Consider the following 578-nt stretch of genomic DNA (forward strand, 5'->3'; position numbering starts at 1 on the left):
GCGCATGACACGATAGATGTCGAACAGCGCGTCCTGGCGGCTCTCGTTCTTGTCGACGTTGAGCGTGTTGCGGATATAGGCGCCGACATTGACGTGGTCGATGTCGAGAACCTTGATCTCGTCTTCGCCGGTGCCGAGCAGAACCTTCAGCGTCTTCTCGTCGATCTCGTCGCCGGCCTCGAGGAAGATCTCGCCGGTGGCGTAGTTGACGATGTCCTCGGCCAGATAGTTACCGAGCAGGTCCTCGTCGGTGGCCTTGATCGCCTTCAGACCCTTTTCGCCAAGCGCCCTCGCCTGGCGGGCGGTGATCTTCTTGCCGGCTTCGACGACGACTTCGCCGGTATCGGCATCGACCAGGTCGCCGACGGCCTTGAGGCCGCGGAAACGCTCGACGTTGAACGGAATGCGCCAATGGTCGCCGGCGCGCTTGTAGGTGATCTTGTTGTAGAAGGTCGACAGGATCTCTTCGCCGTCCATACCGAGCGCCATCAGCAGCGACGTCACCGGAATCTTGCGGCGGCGATCGATGCGGGCGTGCACGACGTCCTTGGAATCGAACTCGATGTCGAGCCACGAGC

Annotated in this window: 1 pseudogene; it reads right to left on the bottom strand. The window is 61.6% G+C overall.

The window, feature by feature from the left end:
• Positions 1-578: pseudogene (locus tag EN893_RS37060) on the bottom strand (DNA-directed RNA polymerase subunit beta); the annotation flags it as partial.

The organism is Mesorhizobium sp. M7A.F.Ca.CA.004.04.2.1 (assembly GCF_004022825.1).
Taxonomy (GTDB): Bacteria; Pseudomonadota; Alphaproteobacteria; order Rhizobiales; family Rhizobiaceae; genus Mesorhizobium.